Annotated in this window: 17 protein-coding genes and 1 riboswitch; of the genes, 7 read left to right on the forward strand and 10 right to left on the reverse strand. The window is 65.7% G+C overall.

The genetic code is table 11. From position 1 onward, the window contains the following. Positions 1-49: 49 nt before the first annotated feature. The gene (locus QYM46_RS05380; protein WP_432791150.1) at positions 50-1,081 is read right to left on the reverse strand and encodes an A/G-specific adenine glycosylase; all 1,032 of its coding nucleotides are present in this window, start codon (positions 1,079-1,081) and stop codon (positions 50-52) included. Between the two features lie 117 nt (positions 1,082-1,198). On the opposite strand from QYM46_RS05380, the gene QYM46_RS05385 reads away from it, so the two are divergent. Beyond that, on the forward strand, positions 1,199-1,936 hold the full coding sequence (locus QYM46_RS05385; protein ID WP_169251633.1) for a hypothetical protein: 738 nt from the start codon (positions 1,199-1,201) through the stop codon (positions 1,934-1,936). 4 nt (positions 1,937-1,940) lie between these two features. On the opposite strand, the gene QYM46_RS05390 is transcribed toward QYM46_RS05385, so the two are convergent. The 5 genes from QYM46_RS05390 to QYM46_RS05410 all read right to left on the reverse strand — a co-directional run bounded on the left by QYM46_RS05390 (position 1,941) and on the right by QYM46_RS05410 (position 7,722). Then, positions 1,941-2,333 carry a VOC family protein gene (locus QYM46_RS05390; RefSeq protein WP_432791152.1) on the reverse strand — a complete coding sequence of 131 codons (393 nt, stop codon included), beginning with the start codon at positions 2,331-2,333 and terminating at the stop codon, positions 1,941-1,943. Between the two features lie 43 nt (positions 2,334-2,376). Continuing rightward, entirely contained in the window at positions 2,377-3,744 is a 1,368-nt protein-coding gene (gene radA / locus QYM46_RS05395; RefSeq protein WP_169251635.1) for a DNA repair protein RadA, read from the reverse strand. Positions 3,745-3,861: 117 nt separating this feature from the next. Further along, a complete protein-coding gene (map, locus tag QYM46_RS05400; RefSeq protein ID WP_169251636.1) occupies positions 3,862-4,629 on the reverse strand; it encodes a type I methionyl aminopeptidase in 768 nt (255 codons plus the stop codon). Between the two features lie 234 nt (positions 4,630-4,863). Next, on the reverse strand, positions 4,864-6,399 hold the full coding sequence (gene amaB / locus QYM46_RS05405; RefSeq protein ID WP_169251637.1) for an L-piperidine-6-carboxylate dehydrogenase: 1,536 nt from the start codon (positions 6,397-6,399) through the stop codon (positions 4,864-4,866). Positions 6,400-6,501: 102 nt separating this feature from the next. After that, complete coding sequence (locus QYM46_RS05410) at positions 6,502-7,722, reverse strand: NAD(P)/FAD-dependent oxidoreductase (protein ID WP_248279122.1); 1,221 nt, start codon at positions 7,720-7,722, stop codon at positions 6,502-6,504. 178 nt (positions 7,723-7,900) lie between these two features. Here QYM46_RS05410 and QYM46_RS05415 point away from each other — a divergent pair, with 178 nt between their 5' ends. The 5 genes from QYM46_RS05415 (at position 7,901) to QYM46_RS05435 (ending at position 11,145) form a co-directional block, all read left to right on the forward strand. Next, positions 7,901-8,776, forward strand: a complete 876-nt coding sequence (locus QYM46_RS05415) for a LysR family transcriptional regulator (RefSeq protein ID WP_432791153.1) — start codon at positions 7,901-7,903, stop codon at positions 8,774-8,776. A gap of 22 nt (positions 8,777-8,798) precedes the next feature. Continuing rightward, entirely contained in the window at positions 8,799-9,401 is a 603-nt protein-coding gene (locus tag QYM46_RS05420; RefSeq protein ID WP_432791154.1) for a class I SAM-dependent methyltransferase, read from the forward strand. A 9-nt stretch (positions 9,402-9,410) separates the two neighbouring features. Next, a complete protein-coding gene (locus tag QYM46_RS05425; RefSeq protein ID WP_432791155.1) occupies positions 9,411-10,154 on the forward strand; it encodes a class I SAM-dependent methyltransferase in 744 nt (247 codons plus the stop codon). A 77-nt stretch (positions 10,155-10,231) separates the two neighbouring features. Continuing rightward, a complete protein-coding gene (locus QYM46_RS05430) occupies positions 10,232-10,552 on the forward strand; it encodes a putative quinol monooxygenase (protein ID WP_432791156.1) in 321 nt (106 codons plus the stop codon). A 50-nt stretch (positions 10,553-10,602) separates the two neighbouring features. Continuing rightward, positions 10,603-11,145 (forward strand): hypothetical protein, encoded by a 543-nt coding sequence (locus tag QYM46_RS05435; RefSeq protein WP_169251641.1) that lies wholly within the window; start codon positions 10,603-10,605, stop codon positions 11,143-11,145. A 22-nt stretch (positions 11,146-11,167) separates the two neighbouring features. Here QYM46_RS05435 and QYM46_RS05440 read toward each other — a convergent pair whose 3' ends face one another. The 3 genes from QYM46_RS05440 to QYM46_RS05450 are packed head-to-tail and all read right to left on the reverse strand — an operon-like array spanning position 11,168 to position 14,164. After that, a complete protein-coding gene (locus QYM46_RS05440) occupies positions 11,168-11,995 on the reverse strand; it encodes an energy-coupling factor transporter transmembrane component T family protein (protein ID WP_432791157.1) in 828 nt (275 codons plus the stop codon). Positions 11,996-12,005: 10 nt separating this feature from the next. Then, positions 12,006-13,538 (reverse strand): ABC transporter ATP-binding protein, encoded by a 1,533-nt coding sequence (locus tag QYM46_RS05445; RefSeq protein ID WP_169251643.1) that lies wholly within the window; start codon positions 13,536-13,538, stop codon positions 12,006-12,008. Next, positions 13,538-14,164: an ECF transporter S component gene (locus QYM46_RS05450; protein WP_169251644.1), complete on the reverse strand. Its 627-nt coding sequence runs from the start codon at positions 14,162-14,164 to the stop codon at positions 13,538-13,540. Before QYM46_RS05450 ends, QYM46_RS05445 begins: the two co-directional genes overlap by 1 nt. A 22-nt stretch (positions 14,165-14,186) precedes the next feature. Next, positions 14,187-14,295: riboswitch (TPP riboswitch) on the reverse strand. A gap of 146 nt (positions 14,296-14,441) precedes the next feature. Here QYM46_RS05450 and QYM46_RS05455 point away from each other — a divergent pair. Then, positions 14,442-16,403 carry an FN3 domain-containing metallophosphoesterase family protein gene (locus tag QYM46_RS05455; RefSeq protein ID WP_169251645.1) on the forward strand — a complete coding sequence of 654 codons (1,962 nt, stop codon included), beginning with the start codon at positions 14,442-14,444 and terminating at the stop codon, positions 16,401-16,403. Positions 16,404-16,439: 36 nt separating this feature from the next. On the opposite strand, the gene QYM46_RS05460 is transcribed toward QYM46_RS05455, so the two are convergent. Continuing rightward, a complete protein-coding gene (locus QYM46_RS05460; protein ID WP_169251646.1) occupies positions 16,440-17,357 on the reverse strand; it encodes a universal stress protein in 918 nt (305 codons plus the stop codon). Between the last annotated feature and the right edge of the window lie 25 nt (positions 17,358-17,382).

Here is a 17,382-nt window from a genome sequence, read left to right on the forward strand (position 1 = left end):
GCGGCCGCCCCACCTCTGCTGTTCCTATTGTCGCGCGCCGGCTCGGGCTTCAGCGGTTCGGCAGTGCCAATCGGCCGTCGATCTGCTGTGCCAGTCCGTCGGTGACGAGATCAGAGATGAGTCGAGAGAGCCTGTCCCGGTCGGCGCTGAGTTCCCGCACTCGGGCCACTGCTGCGGCCGTGGACTCGGCCAATGAGTCGAGAAGCGCTGGATCGAAGTCAGTCATCGGAGTGGTGAAGACGTCGAGGCTGACGCCGTCCCGGTCGTCCCCGGCGGCATGGGCGGTTTTGAGGACGTCCATGATCGCTCCGCGCAGCTGTCGATCCGTGCCCGCCCACTTCTGTGTCTTCGGCTTCGTCGCCGAGGCGGGTCGGCCCAACTGGTTCCATGTGCAGATGTCCTGGAGCGGGCAGGCGGGGCAGTCGGGATTGCGAGCCGTGCAGACGAGGGCTCCGAACTCCATGACACCGGCGTTCCACTCAACATGTCCATCCTCGGGCACGAGGCCGGCCGCCCACGCAGTCTCCTTCCGGCTGGGGGAACTGGTAGGACGTTCTCTTCCTGCGAAGAGACGGATGAGAACCCGACGAACATTCGTGTCCAGCACGGTCGTCTTTCGGCCGAAGGCGAAGGACGAGACCGCAGCGGCGGTATAGGAACCGATGCCCGGCAATCGTTCGAGTTCTTCGGTCGTTTCGGGAACCCGGTTGTTCAGGTTCGCAGCGATGACTTCGGCGGCTTCCTGCAGCCGCAGGGCCCTGCGCGGATAACCCAAACGATCCCAGGCGTGGAGGACCTCGGAGGTCGGCGCGGCAGCGAGATCGGTCGGGGTCGGCCACATCTCCATCCAGGCACGCCACCGTGGTTCGACCCGGGCGACAGGCGTCTGCTGAGACATGATCTCGCTGACGAGGATCGCCCAGGCGCTCGTGTTCGGAGCCCTCCACGGCAGGTCGCGGGCGGCTTCTTCGAACCAGGCGATGATCGTGTCCTGGACCCGTCTGAGCACAGGCTCCGTCACCTCGGGAAAGGCGGCAGAAGGCCCGGAGGAATCGGATTCGGAACCGGCTCGGTGTGTCATTTGGATGCTCATTCGCAATTGCCTAGGCTCAAAGCGATGACTCCTTCCAATCGTGGTTCGCAGCCGAGCAGAGCTGCCGGGCAGCCCCGCCAGTCTAGCGGGAAGCTGCCTGCTCACGTGTACCGCAGACGCCGCATCACGCTCGCTGTGGCCAGCCTCCTAGTCGTGGGGCTCCTGGTGCTCGGAATCGTCGGCATCGTCACGGCCATCGGCGGCCGCAGTGATGGCTCGGATAAGGTTGCTGCCGAGGAGACGACTCCGGCCGAATCGACGACAGCGGCCCCGGTGCCTGATAAGAAAGCGGCGAGCGGAAAGTGCCCGGAGGACCAGGTCTCGCTGAAGGCGAAGGTGGATCCGAATTCCGTGAAGGACGGAAAAGAACCCGAATTCGGCATGGTCATCGAGAACGGACACTCGGCCACCTGCCTCATCGAGGTCGGCACCGACAAGCAGGAGTTCATCGTCGAGAAAGACGGTGACGTCGTGTGGTCGTCGAAGTACTGCGCGGCCTCGAAAGACGAGAATGCAGAGGCGTCCACTGAGTTCGCACCGCAGTCGGAGAAGACCGCGAAGCTCAAGTGGAACCGGATCAAGGTCGACAAGAACTGCAACCGCGAAGACGATGACTTCGCCCCCGGTGACTATGAGCTCATCGTGAAACTCGATGACAAGAAGAGCGAACCGACTGAGTTCACGCTCGAGAAGAGCGCCGCTGAAAAGGCCAAGGAGAAGAAGGCCGCGGAGGAGAAGAGGGCCGCGGAGGAGAAGAAGAAAGCCGACGAAGAGAAGAAGTCGGAGCAGGACTCCGGAGAGAAGGACTCCGGCGAGACGCAGTCAGAGGAACCGCAGGACTGAGCCCTCAGGCACCGCGGTAGGAGCCGACTCCCCACGAGTTGCCATCGTGGTCGCGGAAGTCGAATTCGCGGCCGCCGTGGTCTTGAGTCGCAACCGGTCGCACGATCGCATGCCCCAGGTCGACGATCTCCTGGTAGAGCCGGTCGACTTCGCGTTCGGTGTCGACGACGACGTAGATCGAGCTGCCGCCCACCGCGTCGAGTGCCGATCCGTCGTGGCGGACCGAGCCGAACATGATCCCGCCGTTGTTTCCGAGTGCGAATTCGGCATGATCGACGAGCGCAGGATCCTGCTCATTGCGTACGAGCAGTCTTTCGGTGAATCCGAGCGTGACCAGCAGCTCGATCGTCGCTGCCGCATCGGTGGTCCGGAACGTTGGAAATACTGTCGTGGTCATGACACCAGGATGCGCCAAAACCGTGCGAAAGTCCCGAACTTTCTCACTTCTGCTCCCGCAGGGCGCCATTCGTCAGCATGAGTTCGACCGCCCCGGCGATGTGTTCGCACTCCTCGACTTTCATCTTCTCCGGCGTCGCCACATTGGTCATCGCGCCCTTGGCCACGACGGCATGGGTGATGCCCAGACGTTTGGCTTCGTTGAGGCGTTGGCCGAGATTGGGGACGTTGCGGATCTCTCCGGACAGACTGACCTCGCCGATCGCAACGAGGTGGCGAGCCAGCGGCTTGCCGAGCAGCGCCGAAGCCAGGGACATGCAGATCGCCAGATCGCTGGCCGGTTCCGACAGCTTCGCTCCGCCGACCGTAGCGGTGAAGACGTCGCTCTTGGCGAGGTTCGCCTGCGCGACGTTCTGGCTGAGCACGGCCAGCATCATCGCCACACGTGAGGAGTCGACTCCGGAGACGGACCGACGGGACTGGCCGCCGGCGGATTCGGTGATGAGCGATTGGACTTCGACGAGGAGCGGACGCTTGCCCTCCTGCGTCACGGTCAGGCAGGTGCCGGGCGGGTTCGCCCCGCTGCGCGAGAGGAACAGGCCCGAGGGGTCCTCGAGACTCTTGATCCCGTTCTCCTCCATATCGAAGCAGCCCACATCGTCGGTGGGGCCGAAGCGATTCTTCACCGCTCGCAGCATGCGCAGCCGCGAATGCCTCTCACCTTCGAAGGTGCACACGACATCGACGAGGTGCTCGAGGAGGCGAGGGCCGGCGATTGTGCCGTCCTTCGTGATGTGGCCGACGAGCACTGTCGGCAGAGATCGGGCCTTGGCTTCTCGGATGAGGGCGGAGGCGACTTCGCGGACCTGGGTGACTCCGCCGGGGATGCCTTCGACCTCGGAAGAGGCCAAAGTTTGGATAGAGTCGACGACGAGCAGCTCCGGCTGTTCGGCCTCGATCATTCCCAGCACCGAACCCAGATCGGTCTCGGCGGCGAGGAGCAGGGAGTCGGCCAGGGCGTTGATCCGTTCGGCGCGCAGCCGCACCTGGCCGGCGGATTCCTCACCGGTGACATAGAGGACCTTGACTCCGAACATCGCGATCTTCGCAGCGACGTCGAGCAGCAGCGTCGACTTGCCGACACCGGGTTCTCCGGAGAGCAGGACGACCGCGCCGGGTACGATGCCCCCGCCGAGCACCCGGTCGAACTCGGGGACGAATGTCGACCGTGCCTGCGCGAGCGTCGAGTCGATCTCGCTGATGGGCTTCGCCGCGCTGGATTTCTTGACCTTCGTCTTCACCTTCGACGAGTTCGCACCCTTCTCCTCAAGAGTGCCCCAGGCCTGGCATTCGGGACAGCGTCCCAACCACTTGACCGTCGAATAGCCGCATTCCGAGCACGTGAAAGACATACCGCAATTCTGGCACGGACCGCTGACATGGCAGATCTGAGGAGCGGCGAGACATTAGAAAGGGCGTCCGACGATGAGTTCGTCGGACGCCCCTGCCGGCAGAGTGCGGCAGCTCGGTCAGTCGAGCGTGGTGAGGACTCGGGGACCATCCTCGGTGATGGCGATCGTGTTCTCCGAATGGGCACCATTCGAACCGTCGGCCAGACGCAGGGTCCAGCCGTCTTTGTCGACGGACAGCTTCTTCGACGTGAACGACCACCACGGTTCGATGGCCAGGGTCAGTCCTGGTTTGAGGACCAGCCCGCGACCGCCCTTGCCGCGGTTGGGCACATGCGGATCTTCATGCATCGTGTGGCCGAGCCCGTGCCCGCCGAAGTCGAGGTTGACGGGGATGCGGTGGGCATCGGCGACGTCACCGATGGCCTTAGAGATATCGCCGAGGCGGTTGCCGGCCTGGGCGGCGCCGATGCCGGCTTCGAGGCCGGCCCAGGTGGTGTCGATGAGGCGCTGGTCCTCATCGCTGCCGTCGCCGACGACGACGGAACGGGCGGCGTCGGCGACCCAGCCGTCGATGGACACGGCGAAGTCGAGGGTGAGCAGATCGCCGTCCTTCATCACGTAGTTGTGCGGTTTGCCGTGGAGGACGCCGTCATTGACGGACAGGCAGACGACATTGCGGAAGGGGCCGGAGCCGAAGGACGGGGCGTAGTCCCAGTAGCAGGACTTCGCTCCGGCGTCCTCAATGAGCTTCCGCGCGGTCTTCTCCAGGTGCATGATGTCCATGCCCGGTTCTGCGATCGAGGTCAGCTCGGCCAAGGTCTTCGCGACGAAACGGCCGGTCACCGCCATCTTGTCGATCTCGGCGGGCGTCTTCAGCTCAATCACAGGGGTCTCCTTCAATGAGGTGCGGGGTTTCAACGGCGTTCACTGGTCCAGACTCGATTTTAGTCCTCGGCAATGCCGAAGTCGCGGCCGCACCCGGATCTGTGGGCAAGCAGACAGTCGCGCGGCGCCTCCCTCCCGACTCGCTCGGTCAAGGGTTGGCAGCAGATATCCATTCGTGGACGGGGTGATATCTGCGCCAGCCCTTGGACGAGGCAGGCGGTCGGCGACGGTTCCTCAGAGGAACTCGACGCCCTGCGCCAGCGGCAGCTCGCCGGAGTAGTTGATCGTGTTCGTGGCCGGACGCATATAGGCCTTCCACGAATCCGAACCCGACTCGCGTCCGCCGCCGGTCTCCTTCTCACCGCCGAAGGCACCGCCGATCTCCGCGCCGGAGGTGCCGATGTTGACGTTGGCGATGCCGCAGTCGGAGCGGGAGAGGAACTTCTCGGACTCGGCGAGTTCGGCAGTGAAGATCGCCGAGGACAGACCCTGCGGCACCCCGTTGTGGATCTCGAGCGCTTCATCGAGATCCGAATACGTGACGACGTAGAGGATCGGGGCGAACGTCTCCTCCTTGACCACGGCGCTCTGACTGGGCATCCGCACCACTGCCGGTTCGACGTAGTGGGCGTTCGGGCGCTCATCGGCGAGCACCCGGCCGCCTCCGCAGAGGATCTCGCCGCCCTCTGCCTCTGCTTGCTTGAGGGCTGCCTGCATCGCCTCGTACGAACCCGAATTGATGAGCGGTCCCACGAGCACTCCGTCATCGGTCGGCGATCCGATGCTCAGCGTCTTGTACGCGGCGACGACCTTGGCGACGAACTCGTCGGCGATGGACTCGTGCACGATGAGCCGTCGCAGTGTTGTGCACCTCTGACCGGCCGTTCCGGCGGCCGCGAAGACCACTCCGCGCAGTGCCAGGTCGACATCGGCGCTCGGGGCGACGATGGCGGCGTTGTTGCCGCCGAGCTCGAGCAGGATCTTGCCGAAGCGCTCGGCCACGACGGGGCCGACCTCGCGACCCATCCGCACCGATCCCGTCGCCGAGACCAGGGCCACGCGGTCATCCCGGACCATGACATCGCCGATGTCCCGGCCGCCGATGAGGACGGGCGCGAGGTTCTCCGGTGCCCCCACCTCGGCGGCGGCCCTGGCCAGCAGGGACTGTGCCCCGAGGGCTGCGAGCACGGCGTTCTCCGAGGGCTTCCACACAACCGCGTCACCGGCCACCAAGGCCAGAGCTGTGTTCCAGGAATACACGGCCACCGGGAAGTTGAACGCGGAGATGACACCGACGACGCCTAGGGGATGCCACGTCTCCATGAGCCGGTGACCCGGCCGTTCGCTGGGCATGGTCTTGCCCCACAGCTGCCGGGACTGACCGAGTGCGAACTCACAGATGTCGATCATCTCCTGCACCTCACCGGCCGCCTCGGAGGGGGTCTTGCCGGCTTCGACGGTGATGATCTTCGCCAGATCCTCCTTGTGCTCGCCGAGCAGCTGTCCCCACCGCTGCACCAGTTGCCCGCGGATCGGAGCGGGCACGTCCCGCCAGGTCTCGAACGCAGACTGGGCCGCGGCGATCTTGTTCGCCGCCGTCTGCGCGGTGTCCGCGGCGATCGTGCCGAGGTCCTGTCCCGTGATGGGGGAGCGGGCCGGAAGGCTCGCCGAGGCGGTCGATCCCTCAAGCACGGATGCGTCCACTCCGCAGGCGCTCAGCCCTGAGGTGAGGAGGTCGGTGATGGTCTGATCGGTGGGCAGTGCGGTCATTGCTGTCCTTTCGTCATCTGCTGTGTCGATCGGCCGCTTGGCCGGTCGGCGGTGTTCCGTCGTTGTTGGGGAGGTCGGGTGTGAGGGCGGGTGTGCGAGGACTCAGATCACGTTGAGCTCCTTACGCAGTCCGGTGGTGGTGAAGCGTCGTTTGTCCATGGGAGTCACATCGACGAAGGGGCTGCGGCCGGTCATGAGGTCGGCGACGACCTCTCCGACGGCCGGGCCCATGAGGAAGCCGTGACCGGAGAATCCGCAGGCGTAGAAGAATCCCGGCCTCTCCTCGGCCTCGCCGATGAGCGCATTGTGGTCGGGCGTCATCTCATACAGTCCCGCCCACCCGTGTTTCGCTTCGACATCGCCGAGTTCCGGGGTGCGGGCGTCGATGTGCTCGGCCAGGGTGGCCAGCCAGTTGGGGTCGCGTTTGTCGTTGAAGGACCAGTCATCGACCTCATCGGGGCAGCCGAACAGCAGCCCGGCGCCTTCGGGGTGGACGTAGTAGCTGGTGGAGAAGTCGATCGTGAAGGGCATCCGCGAGGTGTCGAAATCGACGGGTTCGGAGACCATGATCTCCCGCCGCAGCGGCTTGACCGGCAGGTCGACCCCGGCCATGTCCCCGATGGGGCCGGACCAGGCTCCCGCCGCGACGACGACCTGTTCGCAGCTGATCGCGCCCTGATTCGTGATCACCGAGGTGGCTCTGCGATCCGTCCCGCCGCCGGTGTCGAATCCGGTGACCTCGCAGTTCTTGACCACCGTGACCCCGCGCTCGCGGGCGGCGGTGACGAAGCCTGCGACGACGGCCTCGGGGGTGCAGTGACCGTCGCCGGGGTTGAACGCCCCGGCGATCAGCCCTTCTGTGTTGACGAACGGGGCCAGCTCGGCCACCTCGGCGATGGTGAGCATCCGCGAGTCCAAGCCCATCCGCTGTTGCAGGGCGACGTTGTCGGTGAACGCGCGCACGTCGTCATCGTTGTCGAGGAGGAACAGGTAGCCGTTGCTGACCAGGTCGATGTCGACGCCGAAATCGGTCTCGAAGTTCCGCAGTACGTCGAGCCCGCGGGCGGCCAGGGCGATGTTGACCTCGTCGGAGAATTGGCAGCGCACACCTCCGGCGGCCTTCGACGTCGATCCGGCTCCGGGGGTGTCGCGTTCGACGATGACGACGTCGCGGGCTCCGCGTTCGGCCAGGTGGTAGGCGATGGCCGCTCCCATGACGCCGGCGCCGATGATGACCACGGAAGCTTCGGCGGGCAGGGCTCTGGACGTGCCGGGGACCCCGTGGGTGTTAGGGGCGGTGGTCGATGCGGTGGGAGATTCCACGGTTCACCTCGCTGTCTGCTGCCGGGGCGACCGTCATTGGTCACCCCGGAAACGGAGAGTGCCGACGGCGATGTCGGCGTTTATGTCTTGACTTCATTGTGGTTGCCATCACACTTAAGGGCAAGGGAGAGTTTGTGAACACAGTGTTCAAGAAACCTAAAGACAAGGGAGTGCTGCCATGACATGGACGCTCGGACAGCTGCGCACATTCGTCGCAGTGGCCGAACTCGGGTCGATGACGCGGGCGGCCGACCACCTCGGCTACAGCGTCGGGGCCGTGTCCCAGCACATCTCAGCGCTGCGCCGAGTCGTCGATTCCGACCTGTTCCGACGTCGCGGCCGCGGGCTCGTCCTCGCCGAAGCCGGGCGCACCCTGCTGCCCAGGGCCCGGAGCATCCTCGCCGCTCAGCAGCAGGCGGAGATGGCGATGCTCGGCCGGGACTTCCGCAGCGAGGCCATCGTCACCCTCGGCGTCTTCGGGTCGGCATCGACGACGGCGCTGCCGAAGGTGGTGCGGGCGCTGGCCGAGCGTCATCCGCATATCGAAGTCCGGGCGCGGGAGATCAATGTCGAGACCATGTCGGCCGCCGTCATCGACGGAGTCATCGACTTAGGCATCGGGATCAACTACCCGGCCGCGCCGCTGCCGCCGATGCGCGGGCTGCGCTGGGAGGCGGTGGCCGTGGAGGACTTCGGCATCGTCGTCCCCGCGGGGACGACCCGGCCGAGCGATGACGATCTGGCCGAGGCCGACTGGATCCTCCCACCGGCCGAGGAGCTCTTCGGCCGCGCGATGCGGTTGGCCACCTCGGCGCTGGGAATCAATGCGAAGGAGACCCACATCGTCACGGACACCGCGGTCGCGTTGGCACTCGCCGGAACGGGGCTCGGTCTGACCCTGGCGACGCCGATCATGATGTCGTTGGGCGGGCCCGACGTCGACCTCCACCCGGTCGCCGAGGCGGGCGGACGCGAGATCATCGTGCTGACTTCCCCGGACCCCAGCGATCCCGTCCGGGCGGTCGCCGAGGTGGTCACCGAAGTCTTCGCCTGAGATTCCGGCCTAGGATGAGGGCATGAGCTTCGACCATCAGTGGAACAAGGTACGCAGGGCCAACCCCGACCATTCGGCGAATTACGCGCAGCGGTGGCGCGATCTCGCGGCCGCCGGGCACGACATCGGCGGTGAGGCCAGGTTCGTCAACGCCATGGCTCCGCGGGGATCGCGCATCCTCGACGCCGGCTGCGGAACCGGACGGGCCGGGGGACAGCTCATCGACGAAGGACACACCGTCTTCGGCGTCGACCTCGACGAATTCCTCATCTCCGTCGCCGAGGAGGACTTCCCCAGCGGGGAATGGCACACCGGCGACCTCGCCGACTTCGATTTCGCCGGTGCCGGAATCACCGAGATCGACGTGGCCTTCTGCGCCGGAAACGTCCTGTCCTTCCTCGATCCCGCCTCGCGTCGGCAGACCCTCGGCAACATCAAATCGACCCTCAAGCACGGTGGTCGATTCGTGTCCGGCTTCGGTGCCGGACGCGGGTACGATTTCGACGACTTCATCGAGGACGTCAAAGCCACGGGGATGTTCGTCGACCAGAAGTTCTCCACCTGGGAACTCCGTCCCTTCGAAGCTGACAGCGACTTCCTCGTCCTCATCGCCGAAAGGCTGTGAGCCGGTCGGATGGAGGATGCCGGCTACGACGACGAGCTTCTCGTCGGAATCTATGACGAGGACAACGGCCACGGACCTGACCACGACTACTTTCGTGCGATGGCTGACGATCTCTCGGCTTCATTTATCACCGACCTCGGCTGTGGAACCGGAATTCTGACTGTCACCCTCGCCAAGAAGGGACGCAGAATCGTCGGTATCGATCCTGCGGCTGCGATGCTTTCTCACGCGGCAAATCGGCCCGGCGGCGACCGGGTCGAATGGCGAATGGGCACCTCCGAACTCATTGACCGCGACGCTAATGATCTGATTCTCATGAGCGGAAACGTCGCCATGCACATCATCGACGAGGCATGGGAGACAACTCTGCTCGATATCGCTCAAGGGTTGAAGCCAGACGGGCGTCTCGTATTCGAGACCCGAAACCCACGCAACGAATCGTGGAAGGCGTGGGGCGGCCCGACTGAAGTTCGCGAGACTTCGGCGGGTACGTTGCGAGAGTCCGAATCAGTCTCGGGTCCCGACGCAGATGGAACAGTGACGATGACAACTAGTCATGAGTTCATCGGCGCCGGTCGAACCATTGAAACTGCTTTGCGACTGCGTTTCCGGTCTGCCGAAACACTGCAACGTGATCTTCACTCAGTCGGATTGCGGGTCGACAATCTGTGGAGCGATTGGCACCGGACTCCTTTCACCGGATCGGCAGAAGAACGCTTGATCATTGTGGAAGCGAGCAAAGTATTCGACTGAACAGCGGTCGATTCGCAATTGCGGCAGAATTAAGCTGGGATCGACCCGTACTGCTGATCAGCTGAAGGAGAATAACCATGATCTTCATCGTCGTGAAGTATGACGTGAAACCCGAAAGCGTCGATAAGTTCCCCGAAGCCGTTCGGGCCTTCACCGAGGCGACCCGCGCCGAACCCGGCAACCTCTTCTTCGAATGGTCGAAGAGCCTGGAGAACCCGAACGAGTTCGTCCTCGTCGAGGCGTTCACCGACGAGGGCGCAGAACCACACGTCACCAGCGATCACTTCGCCGCCGGTCTCGAAGCCATGCGCCCTCATCTGGTCTCGACCCCGAAGATCATTTCCCGCAAGATCGACGGTGAGGGCTGGGACGAGATGGGTGAACTCAAGATCGACTGAACCCCTTCCAGGCCTTCATCCCGGGTCGAACGAGCACATAGACTTCTGCCATGGCGACCAAAGCGCAGAACATCGGATCGATCGAAAAGGCCCTCGGCGAACCATGGGCAGACACCCGTGGACGCCTCGAGGCGGCCGGGGGAGCGTCGGCGAGTCACAAAGAACTCGCCGACGCTCTCTATCCCCAGTTCGACGGCAGAGTCGACAACCACGGCTGGTGGGTCCAAGGCGCCGTCGTCGCCTATGAGCAGGAGATCGGCCGTCGCGTCCCCGGCCAGCGCGCCGACGGCACCTTCGACGTCGCCGTCTCCCGCACCATCCCGGGCGATCGTTCCGAACTCATCGCCAAGTTCGCCTCCCTCGTCGGCGACACCCTCAACGAGGTGGCCCTCGACGGCGATCCCCGCACCTCGGAGACGACGAAGCGCTCCTTCTGGCGAGCCAACCTCGACGGCGGCATCAAGGTCGAAGCCGCAGCCGAGACGAAGAGCGATGACAAGACGCTCTTCGTCCTCACCGCGTCCAAACTGCCCAGCCCCGAAGCCTTGGAGGAATGGCGGGCCTTCGGCAAGGACCTCCTCAAACAGCTCTGAGTCGTGCCATATCCGCGTCGCCTCACCCGACGATCGGGTTCCAGACTCCGAGCATGTGAGCCGCACCGATCGCGACCGCGCAGACAGCCAGGCTGAGAAGCACCGCCACGACATCTCGGACCGCGAACCTCGACCGCCTGCGCCACGTGCGTCCGGGACGACCGAATGCCCGACCCTCCATCGCCATCGCCAGGGTCGTCGCCCGGCGGATCGAGACCACGAGCAGGACGAACACCCCGCTGAAGAGGCTGCCCGTGCGCCGCAGAAGCGAACCACCCGCGACACCCCTGGCCCTCCTCGCCATCGCCAGCACCTGCCACTCACTGACCAACAGTCCGAGCAGACGAGAGGCCGCGAGAACCGAGACCACGACGACCTCTGGCAGCCGCAGGTGCTGAATGAGCGCATCGGCGAGGTCACGCGGATCGATCGTCGATGCGAGCACGATGAGCGGGATCGCCAAGGCGAGGGCGCGGACGAAGATCGCCGCAGCCGCGGCCAGGGACCCTGTGGTGAACAGGACGGGGCCGAAGTCGACGACCACATCCCCGGTCTTCTCCGCCAACAGAGCCGTGCCCCAAGCGGCGAGCAGAGCGCCGGCGGGCAGGAACCACAGCCGCTTGGCCGCCGCCACCAGATCGAGTCCCGTCGCCGGCAGCGCCAGCACTGCTGCCAGCAGCACCACCCCCGCAGAGACCGGATCGATGCTCAGCAGCGCCCCGACCATGAGAATGAGCGCGACTGCGATCTTCGTCAGCGGATTGCACCGAGCCAAAGCGGTGGAACGCACCACGGGGATGAGCTGCCCCGGATCTTCTACGGCGGCCTCGGGTGCGGGGAGAGAATGCATATCGAGACTGTCACTCACCGCTATCACCCGCCTTGACATGCGAATCCGACTCATTGTCGCCGACTCGTGCAGCGCTGCTGCGGTCGCCGAGCTCGAGGAGATCGGCGCCGATGGCCTCGAGGAGCGCCAGATCGTGGCTGACCGCGACCACCGCGGAGCCGTGTTCCAAAGCATCGAGGAACATCTCCACCAACCCCGCCCACGTCAGCGCATCCTGACCGAAGGTCGGCTCATCGACGATGAGCACCCGGGGCCGGGGAGCCAGCATCGCCGCCACCGACAGGCGTCGCTTCTCCCCACCGGAGAGACTCTGCGGATGAGCCTGCGCCAACCCGACGAGCCCGAGCCCCTCAAGAAGCTCATCCACCCGTGCCTGCGACTCGGCGGCAGACCACCCTGCCAGCCGGGGACCCAGTTCGAGTTCGGCCGCCACGCTCGAAGTGAGGAACTGGTGGGCTGGTTCCTGGAAGACCATGCCGATGCGCGCCGCCAACTGCTTCGACGGCCACGCGAACGGTCGGGGTCGTTTGGCTCCTTCCCGCAGGGCCGCCTCGGCGAAGACCTGCCCGGAGAATTCGGGCAGCAGGCCGGCCAAGGTCAGGGCCGTGGTTGATTTGCCTGCCCCGTTGGCGCCGACGATTCCGAGCGCCTGACCGGCGCTCAGTCTCAGGTCCAAGCCGGTCGCGGCGGGGGTGGCCATGCGCGGTCGAGCAACACTGAGCCGATCTGTGCGCAGCAGAACCTCGCCGAGGCGGCCCGACGTCCCACCGCTTCCTGCGGCCCCGCCTCGGCGCGGGGTGGGGGAGTCCTGCGGAATCCAGATGCCGCAGCCGATGAGCGTTTCGGTCAGGTCCGGATCGGAGAAGATCCGCTCGGGCGGACCTTGGGCGACGATCCCGTCACGGCCGAGTACGACGACACGGTCGACGTGCTCGATCCACAGCTCGACCCGGTGTTCGACGACGAGCATGGTCGCCTGTGTCTCGGCCTGCACGGTGAGCACGGCATCGCGGACCTCGGTCGCCGAGGCGGGATCGATATTGGCGGTCGGTTCGTCGAGGACGATGACCTCCGGGGCCATCGCATGGATCCCGGCCAGAGCCAGCCGCTGCTTCTGCCCGCCGGACAGAGCGGCACTCGGATGCTCCGGGGCCAGATCGAGTCCCAAGGCCTGCAGAGATCTGGGAACCTGAGCCTCGATGACCGCGGCCGGGAGTCCGAGGTTCTCCATCCCGAACGCCACATCATCACCGATGCGGGAGAAGATCACCTGCGAATCGGGATCTTGGAGGACCAGCCCGGTGCATCCTCGGCGAGGATCCGGTTTCTCACCGCCGACGAGGAGTTCACCGGTGGCCTCACCCGATTCCTCGGGCAGGACACCGGCGACGGCGTGGAGGAACGTCGATTTCCCGGCTCCGGAGGCGCCGAGCAGCAGCACCTTCTCTCCGGCCGCGATCTCCAGGTCGAGCGGACCGACCGCCGGTGCCTCACGGTCGGTGTGCGTCCATGAGAAGCCCGCGGCCGTGATCGGCAGCGCCATCAGCGACGGCCGGAGGCGAAGGAGCTCAGAGCCCCGGTGGCCGCGATCGCCCGGTAGGCGTACCACGCGCCGATCCCGGAGATGACGAGGCCGGAGATGATCGCACAGACCGCGTAGATCGCCTGGAAGCCGAACTGCCATTCGGCGTTGTACATGATGTTCTCGCTCACGGCCATGAACGCCGCGGCCAGCACGCCCGAAGCGGCGGTGACCCACAGGGTGAAGCGTTTGTAGCCGAAAGCGGCGAAGACGAGTTCGGCACCGAGGCCCTGCAGCAGTCCCGAGAGCAGAACGGTCGCCCCGAAGTGGGAGCCGAGCACGGCTTCGACGATGGCGGCGATGAGTTCGCACAGGAGCGCGGCACCGGGTTTGCGGATGATGGCACCGGCCAGCGGACCGGCCAGCACCCAGAGACCGGCGATGAGGCCGATCGACGGCGGGAATGCCTGGAAGGCGAGTTCGAGAACCTTCCAGCTCAGCGCGAGAACCCAGAAGACGAGTCCCACCGCGATGCCGAGCACGGCGGTGGTGACATAGTCGACGACCCGCCACTGCTTGGATTTCGGCGCCGCGGTGAAGGCCCGCGCGCGGGCGGGGGTGGTGGTCGGCGCGGTGGTTTCCGGCATTGTGCCTCCTCATATCAAGGAGGGGTGAAGAGTCTCGACTTCCTTCGGCGGTACTGACCGCATCAGGTTCGAGGGTCTGCAGCTTCTTCTGCACTCTCAGCGCCCCTGACGGCGCTCCCCTGTCGTAGCCACCACTGTACAACAGGTGAGCGAAGCAGCGACCGGGAGCGGAAGCGACGCGGAGGCCGGGATCCGTCATCGACGATTCACCTCCCGTTCCCTGTCTCGTCGACGGGCCTCGAACGACCAGACACTACTGATCGGTAGGAATGGGCGGGTGAACACTCAACGACTCAAGCGACCACTCAGTGCCCTGTCCGCCGCCACCCTGCTCGCCGCTCTGGTGGCGGCCCCGGTGCCCGTGCGCGCCGAACCATCTCTCGGCTCGGGCGGACCGAGTGCGACCGCGAGCCAGGACCCGACGGACACGCCCGCCGAGGCGGATGCGGGGAGTGAGGCGATCACCGACGCGGTGCTGCAGGTCGGGGCCGACTCGACGACGCGCAACCTCTCGTGGATGAGTGAGAGCTCCGGCGGGGGAGAGGTCCGGTGGGCACCGGTGAGTGAACTCGAGGGGGGTGAACTTCCCGCCGACGCGGCAGCGGCTGAGACCACGGACTCCGGTCTCGCCACCGACCTCAAACGCCACTACAACCACGCGAGCATGACCGACCTGGAACCCGACACCGACTACGCCTACCAGGTCGGCAGCGACGAGGACGGGTTCACCGAGGTGCAGCGGTTCACCACGGGATCGTCCGGAGGAGATGACGAATTCCTCGTCTTCGGCGACCCCCAGGTCGGCGCCGGAGGCGGAGATCCCGACGACGCGGCCGGTTGGGACCGGACCCTGTCCTCGGCAGTGGCCACCGCCGACGACCCGAGCTTCTTCTACTCGCTGGGAGACCAGGTCAACTCCGCCGGCAACCAGGAGCAGTATGCTCAATACCTGGCACCGGAAGCGACCCGCACGATCCCGCAGGCGACGACGATCGGCAACCACGATGTGTCTTCGAAAGCCTACGAGCAGCACTTCAACCGACCCAATGTGAGCCAGGACCACGGCGGTGGCGGCGTCATCACCTCCGGCGGCGACTACTGGTTCATCGAAGATGGAGTCCTGTTCCTCAACATCAACTCGAACAGCCCGGACGTGGATGCCCACGCCGAGTTCATCGACGAGGTCGTCGCCGAGCACGGAGACCAGGCACGCTGGACTGTTCTCGGGTTCCACCACTCGATCTATTCGACGGCAACCCATTGGGACGACATCGACGTCAAACGGCTGCGGAAGGCGATCCCTCCGGTCGCGGCCCGCAATGACATCGACCTCGTCGTCTCCGGCCATGACCACATCTTCAACCGCACCTTCCTCATGGACGGCGAAGGCAAGCGAGTGGAAGGGTCGGAAGCGGGAGCCGAGGAAGAGAAGGAAGACGGGCAGACGCTCTACCTCACGCTGACCTCCTCGTCAGGGTCGAAGTTCTATGACTACGTTCCCGGCCTCGACTGGGAAGGCAAGAGCGTCCACAACGACGTGCCCGCTTTCACCCGGGTTCGAGTCAGCGACGAAGCGCTGCGAGCGACGACCTATGAGGTGCCGGCAGGCGGGGCACCCGCCGATGGTGAGCGCGCGGAAGCTCAGGCCGCATCCGAGCAGATCGACGATGTCGAACTCAGGCGCGCCGAGGCGGAAGAACCAGCCCCGGATGACGATGCGGAGGCCGGCGCCGGTTCCGATGCCGGCTCCGACTCCGCGGCAGGTGCTGATGATGCAGGTGCAAACGATGACGCCGACAGTGCAGGAACGAGCGACGACGCAGACGCAGGTTCCGAGGATGCCGGAACCAGCGACGACGTGGACGCAGGTGCCGATGGCCCGAGTGCAGATGCCGACGCTGGTACGGGCGGCACCGCCTCCGACAGCGCCAGCTCCGACGGTGCTGCCTCGGGTGATGTCGGGTCTGACGGTACCGACGACGGCAACGGATTCGATGCCGGCACGGCAGATGCCGGCACTGCCGACTCCGGCTCCGAGGCAGATGCAGCCGAGGCGAACGCCGTAGGAACGGGCGATGATTCGGATTCCTCCGGGACCGCCTCGGCGAGTGGGGATGGAGACCTGCCCCGCACCGGCGGTGGGCTCGCACTACCCTTGGCCGTCGGCGCGGGAGCGCTGGCACTCGGCGCGACACTTCTCTTGGTGAGCCGTCGCCGTCGAGGTGCCGGGCTCGGCTGATCAGCACTTCCTGGCTGATCAGCACGGCGCTGCCGATCAGCTCGGAACCACCATGATCGGTCCTTCTGCATGGTTGAGGACTCCGCGCGAGACCGATCCCAGCAGAGCGCTGCGGATCCGCCCGCGCCCGCGGGTGCCCAACACGGTCAGCTGAGCGCGGGAGCTGATCTCGACGAGGGTCTCGGTCGGATCGCCGACCGGCACCGAGGTGGTCACCGTCAGATCCGGGAACTGCTCGGACAGCGTCGCGGCCTCCTTCTCCAGACCTTCGGCCAGCTGCTTCTGCCGACGCGCGGTGACCTCGGAGCTGAGTTCGAGATCGGGGTACCAATAGAGCCACTCCTCACCGGCCGGCAGCACCACGACGAGTTCGAGCTCCGCTCCGCGTAGGGTCGCCTCGGCGGCTGCCGTGAACATGGCGACCCGACTGGTCTCGGACCCGTCGACGGCGACGACCACCGGGTCTGTGTCCGCAGATGCTGAAGTCGACCGTTCGGGAACAACGATCGTCGGGCAGTGAGCGTGGGCAGGCAGAGCCGTGGACACGGAGCCGAGGACGCGGCCCATGAAGCCGCCGCGCCCGCGGGCACCGACGATGACGACCTCGGCATCGGCGCTGAGCGTGACGAGCGCACCGGCGGAGTTGCCGGGCGCCGTGCGGAAGGACGTCTCACCGGAGTAGTCGCGCAGAAGGTCGACCGCCTCGGCGAGGGTCTTCTCTGCTTTCGTCTTCGCCTTGTCATCCTCGGGCTCGCTGGGGATGGAGGCCATATTCGGGTAGATCATCGTCGGCAGCTCATAGGCGGTGACGACGGTGAGAACGGTTCTGCGTCGTTCGGCCTCGACTGAGCCGTAGCGGACGGCTTGGGCGGCGAGTTCGGAGCCGTCGAAGCCGACGAGGACGCCGAGTTCGAGGTTCAGGCCGGATTCGGACGGATTGGATTGAGCAGACATCTCGCACCTCTCGATCGGGGCCTGG

The sequence above is a fragment of the Brevibacterium sp. K11IcPPYGO002 genome (assembly GCF_050920635.1).
Lineage (GTDB): Bacteria > Actinomycetota > Actinomycetes > Actinomycetales > Brevibacteriaceae > Brevibacterium.